The sequence below is a fragment of the Actinomyces sp. oral taxon 849 str. F0330 genome (assembly GCF_000239715.1).
Classification (GTDB): domain Bacteria; phylum Actinomycetota; class Actinomycetes; order Actinomycetales; family Actinomycetaceae; genus Actinomyces; species Actinomyces johnsonii.
The window spans coordinates 2,723-6,558 of sequence record NZ_JH470353.1 but is presented as its reverse complement, the minus strand read 5'-3'; the positions used below and the strand labels follow the sequence as shown (position 1 = coordinate 6,558).

Below are 3,836 nucleotides of genomic sequence, written 5' to 3'. Positions count from 1 at the left end.
CACATGCGGCAGCGCCCAGGCGACATGGCCGCCGAGCCCCGCGCCTACGACCACGGCCCGCTCGTGGCCCAGGGAACGGACCACGGCGGCCAGATCCTGGGCCAGCGTCACCAGGTCGTAGCCCGAGGGCGGGCGGTCCGAGCCGCCGAAGCCCCGCAGGTCGAGGGCGGCCACCCGGTGTCCGGCCTGCGCCAGAGCGGGGACGATGTGGCGCCAAGTCCACCAGCACTCGGGGAAGCCGTGGACCAGGAGCGTGAGGGGCCCGCTGCCGCTCGGTGCCTCGGGACCCGCCAGCGCGACATGGAAACGGGTGCCGCGGGCGGTGAGATCGCGGTGGGCCCAGGGGCCGAGGCGGTTGACGTCGACAGGCACGGCCGCAGCCTACTGGTCAGCGCTCGGTACCGCTGGTGGGGACATCTCACGCGCAGAAGTCCCGAAATCCTGCAGGCGTGAGACGTCCCCAGCCGCGGTGAAAGGTCCCCGCTGGCGCGGAACGCTCCCGGCGGCAGTAAGGTGGATACGGATGGCCCCGCGCGCGTCATAGGTTTCCGCCAGCAGCCGGAGGGAAGCGGCATGACCACTGATCGTCACCATGACACGGACGAGGACTCTCATGGCCGCCATGAGACTGCCGCCTTCGATGCCGTTGCTGACAAGGAGCCCGAGGTCGAGCCCTCTGCCGGAGCCGGCGGCGGTGGAGGAGGCGATGAGCCGGCCCTGATCTCGCCCGGGCGCCTGGAGGCCTTCAGCGACGGCGTCATCGCCATCGCGATCACGCTCCTGAGTCTGGAGATCAAGCTGCCCGAGGACGGCGGGCGCCTCCTGGGCTCCTTGGCCTCCCTATGGCCCAGCTACGTGGGCTTCGTGCTCAGCTTCCTCCTGGTGGGGCAGGTCTGGCTCAATCATCACGCCATCTTCGCGAGGGTGCGCAGCGTCGATCAGTGGATGCTCATCTGCAACCTCTTCCTTCTGCTCGATGTCGCCTTCCTGCCCTTCGCAACCTCGGTGCTGACGCGCTCCCTGGAGTCGGGGCATGACGAGCGTACGGGCGCTGTCTTCTACGGGGTGGTCATGGTGGTCGGCGGGCTGTTCTTCAACGCCCTGTGGCGCGCGGCGATCCGGGACCGGAGCCGCCTGCAGCCGGAGGTGACGCAGGCGGAGGTATGGTCCATGACTCAGCGGTTCATGATGGGGCCGTGGCTCTACTCCCTGGCTGCACTCCTCGGGCTGGTCAGTGCCTGGCTGAGCGTGGTCACCTACGTGGCCCTCATCGTCTTCTACATGGCCGGCCACCGGCCGCGGCGGGTCAGGCCAGCAGGAGACTGAGGGCGACGTAGACGCCGGTGCCGCCGATGAGCGACAGGCCGATCGAGCGCCGCCACAGGTGCAGACCCGCCGTCGTCCCGATGCCGCCGGCCGCCGGCAGCCAGGTCGACGGCGACAGGCTCACGCCGTCTAGCGTGTAGGCCACCAGGACGATCATCACGCCCAGGGGCATCGCCCGGGACAGGAAGGCCAGCAGCGCGCTGTCCTTGCGCCCTCGCAGCAGCACGAAGGGGGCGATCCGGCAGGAGAAGGTGATGACGGCGACGACCGCGACGGCGACCGCGATCTGCGGGTTGGTGAGCATCAGTCGGCCCCCTGCCCCGTCGTCGGCGCAGGAGAGCCGTCCCTTCGCCGGCGGCCGCGCCAGGCGTACAGGCCCACAAGGCCAAGAGCCAGGATCATCAGTGCGGTCAGCAGCGCCGCCGATCCGCCCATCGCCAGACCAACACCGCCGGCCACCAGCCCCAGGCACAGCACCCCGATATCGGGGTGATTGCGCCAGTTCTCAATGGCCAGGACCACGAACAGCGCCGTGAGCACGAAACCGAGCAGCTCGATGCGCTCACCCACCAGGGAGGCCAGCGCCGTCCCGACCAGCGCCCCGATGGTCGTGCCCGACACCCAGGAGGTATGGCTGATCGCCTCGACGGCCACCAGGTAGCGCCCGCTCATCGCCCGACGGTCTCGGGATGCCAGGAGTGCATAGACCTCATCGGTGATCGCGTGGACGGCGTAGAGGCGGGTGAACACCCCGCCGCGCACCCGTTCCAGGGGGAACCCCAGACCGTAGAAGACGTGACGACCCGAGACGAATCCGGTGGACAGGGCGATGGCCGCCAGCGGCTCGCCGCCACCGGCCAGCGGCACCAGCAGCATCTGCATGGTCCCGGAGTAGATGACTAGGCTCCACACCGGCGCCCACCACCAGGACAGCCCCTCGGCGACTAGCAGCATCCCCGCGGCCAGCCCCAGGGTCACGTAGCCGACGACGACGGGCGCCGCGTCGCGGGCGGCGTCGCGGGCCGTCTGCATCCGCGGGGGCGGCTGCGGAGCCTGCCGCGAGGGCACCTCGGAGGGAGGGTGGGCGGCCTCGGACTCAGCCACGGTGGTCGCGGTCGTCCTCCCTCTGCTCGCGCCTGCCGGCCCGGCGGGCCAGGTGCGCGACGACGGCGACCATGATCGTGAGCACGCCCATGAGGATGAATCGGCCGGACAGGCCGTCGTCCATGACGTAGGTGGATAGAGCGCTGCCCAGGTCGGAGTGGGCCTGGAGCCGGTCGATCGTCGGGCCCAGGATCGACCGGGCGACCCCTGGCATCACGACGAAGGGCAGGCCGATCACCGCACTGATGGCACCGACGACGAAGGCCCCCAGGGAGGAGCGCGAGATCATGAACAGGGCGGTGGCGCAGGCCGCAGTGCCGCCCAGGATCTCCAGGGCGCCCACCGGGGAGCCCGCGGCCGGCCAGGCCGAGGGGTTGCCGCCGGTCAGGTTCGCGGCGCCGTCGTGCACGAGGAACCAGGCCACCGGGAACAGGACGACGGCGATGAGCACCCCGGCCCAGTGGGTCTCGGCGCGCGAGCTCGGGGAGCTCAGCACGCTGGCGCCCTGGAGGAGGATGTCGTCGTCATCCTCGGCGGAGCCGGTCATGGCCATGGCTGCCTGTCGGGCGCGCGAGCGGCCGCGCTCTTCGGGGTCGTCGCTCTCCAGGGTGTCGGCGACCGCCGAGAAGCCCCGGGCCGTGGAGGTCGCCGGCCAGGTGGGCGTCTGCCTCGGGGAGGGCTCCGATGGTGCGGCGGTCGGCGCTGACGCGGATGCAGGAGCGGAAGAGGCCTCGCCGGTCGTCGGCGTCGACCAGGTGCTCGGGATGGGACGGTCGGCGGGTGCGGGCCGGTAGTCCCGGGGTGCCGCGGGGATGGGGGACGACGTCGCCGGAGATGCTCCGGCCGGTCGCGGAGTCATCGACGTCGTGGATGCGGCGGTCGGCGTCTCGGTGGGGGCCTGGTCGCGGAAGCCGGAAAGCCCGGACGGCGGGGCCGAGGCGGATCGGAGCGTCGACGGCCCGTCCGCGGTCAAGCCGGCCGTTGAGGCGCCGTCCGCGGGGGACGCGGGGCGTCCGGAAGGAGTCGACTCGGCCGAGCGCGCCGTGGAGGCGCTCGCCGCCGAGGAGGTCCGGACCAGCTGGGCCGCCGGGGTCGCTGGCCAGGAGGGGGCTGAGGGCCGGTTGTCGACCGGGCTGTCGGCGGGTGCACCGGCAGGCTTGACCGGCTCAGCCGCATCCGTCGCCGGTTCCGCTGTCGCCGGGGCATCGGGCTCTGCCGGTGACGGCGCTGACACCGCCGGCTCAGCGATCGACTGGGCCGATGGCGCGCCTGCAGGTGAGGCCGCGGAGGAAAAGGCCGTTGTCGCGGAGGGCCGGCTCGTCGGCCGTGCGCTCGCCGAGGAGCCGGTGGTGTCGGTAGGACGGTTGGCGCCGTCGCTGCCGTCGGCACCGGCCCCATCGGTGGGA

Annotated in this window: 6 protein-coding genes; 2 read left to right on the top strand and 4 right to left on the bottom strand. The window is 72.0% G+C overall.

Translation table 11 applies throughout. From position 1 onward, the window contains the following. A partial coding sequence (locus HMPREF0975_RS08670) for an alpha/beta fold hydrolase (RefSeq protein ID WP_009233769.1) occupies positions 1 to 372 on the bottom strand: 372 nt, incomplete at its 3' end. A gap of 201 nt (positions 373 to 573) precedes the next feature. Between HMPREF0975_RS08670 and HMPREF0975_RS08665 the strand changes: the two genes are divergently transcribed. Then, positions 574 to 1,326, top strand: a complete 753-nt coding sequence (locus tag HMPREF0975_RS08665) for a TMEM175 family protein (protein WP_009233768.1) — start codon at positions 574 to 576, stop codon at positions 1,324 to 1,326. On the opposite strand, the gene HMPREF0975_RS08660 is transcribed toward HMPREF0975_RS08665, so the two are convergent. From HMPREF0975_RS08660 to HMPREF0975_RS08650, 3 genes are all read right to left on the bottom strand, one after another. Continuing rightward, the gene (locus HMPREF0975_RS08660; protein WP_009233767.1) at positions 1,307 to 1,630 is read right to left on the bottom strand and encodes a branched-chain amino acid transporter permease; all 324 of its coding nucleotides are present in this window, start codon (positions 1,628 to 1,630) and stop codon (positions 1,307 to 1,309) included. The genes HMPREF0975_RS08665 and HMPREF0975_RS08660 overlap by 20 nt on opposite strands. Next, a complete protein-coding gene (locus HMPREF0975_RS08655; protein WP_049939704.1) occupies positions 1,630 to 2,358 on the bottom strand; it encodes an AzlC family ABC transporter permease in 729 nt (242 codons plus the stop codon). Before HMPREF0975_RS08655 ends, HMPREF0975_RS08660 begins: the two co-directional genes overlap by 1 nt. A 64-nt stretch (positions 2,359 to 2,422) precedes the next feature. Then, a complete protein-coding gene (locus HMPREF0975_RS08650; RefSeq protein WP_232212496.1) occupies positions 2,423 to 3,289 on the bottom strand; it encodes a hypothetical protein in 867 nt (288 codons plus the stop codon). 7 nt (positions 3,290 to 3,296) lie between these two features. Here HMPREF0975_RS08650 and HMPREF0975_RS16665 point away from each other — a divergent pair. Then, positions 3,297 to 3,836 (top strand): hypothetical protein (locus HMPREF0975_RS16665; protein ID WP_232212495.1); only part of this gene is annotated, 540 nt, incomplete at its 3' end.

Excerpts from the sequence above, each read along its gene's own strand:
- HMPREF0975_RS08665 (WP_009233768.1), top strand. The coding sequence starts at position 574 with ATGACCACTGATCGTCACCATGACACGGACGAGGACTCTCATGGCCGC.
- HMPREF0975_RS08660 (WP_009233767.1), bottom strand. The coding sequence starts at position 1,630 with ATGCTCACCAACCCGCAGATCGCGGTCGCCGTCGCGGTCGTCGCCGTC.
- HMPREF0975_RS08655 (WP_049939704.1), bottom strand. The coding sequence starts at position 2,358 with ATGCAGACGGCCCGCGACGCCGCCCGCGACGCGGCGCCCGTCGTCGTC.
- HMPREF0975_RS08650 (WP_232212496.1), bottom strand. The coding sequence starts at position 3,289 with ATGACTCCGCGACCGGCCGGAGCATCTCCGGCGACGTCGTCCCCCATC.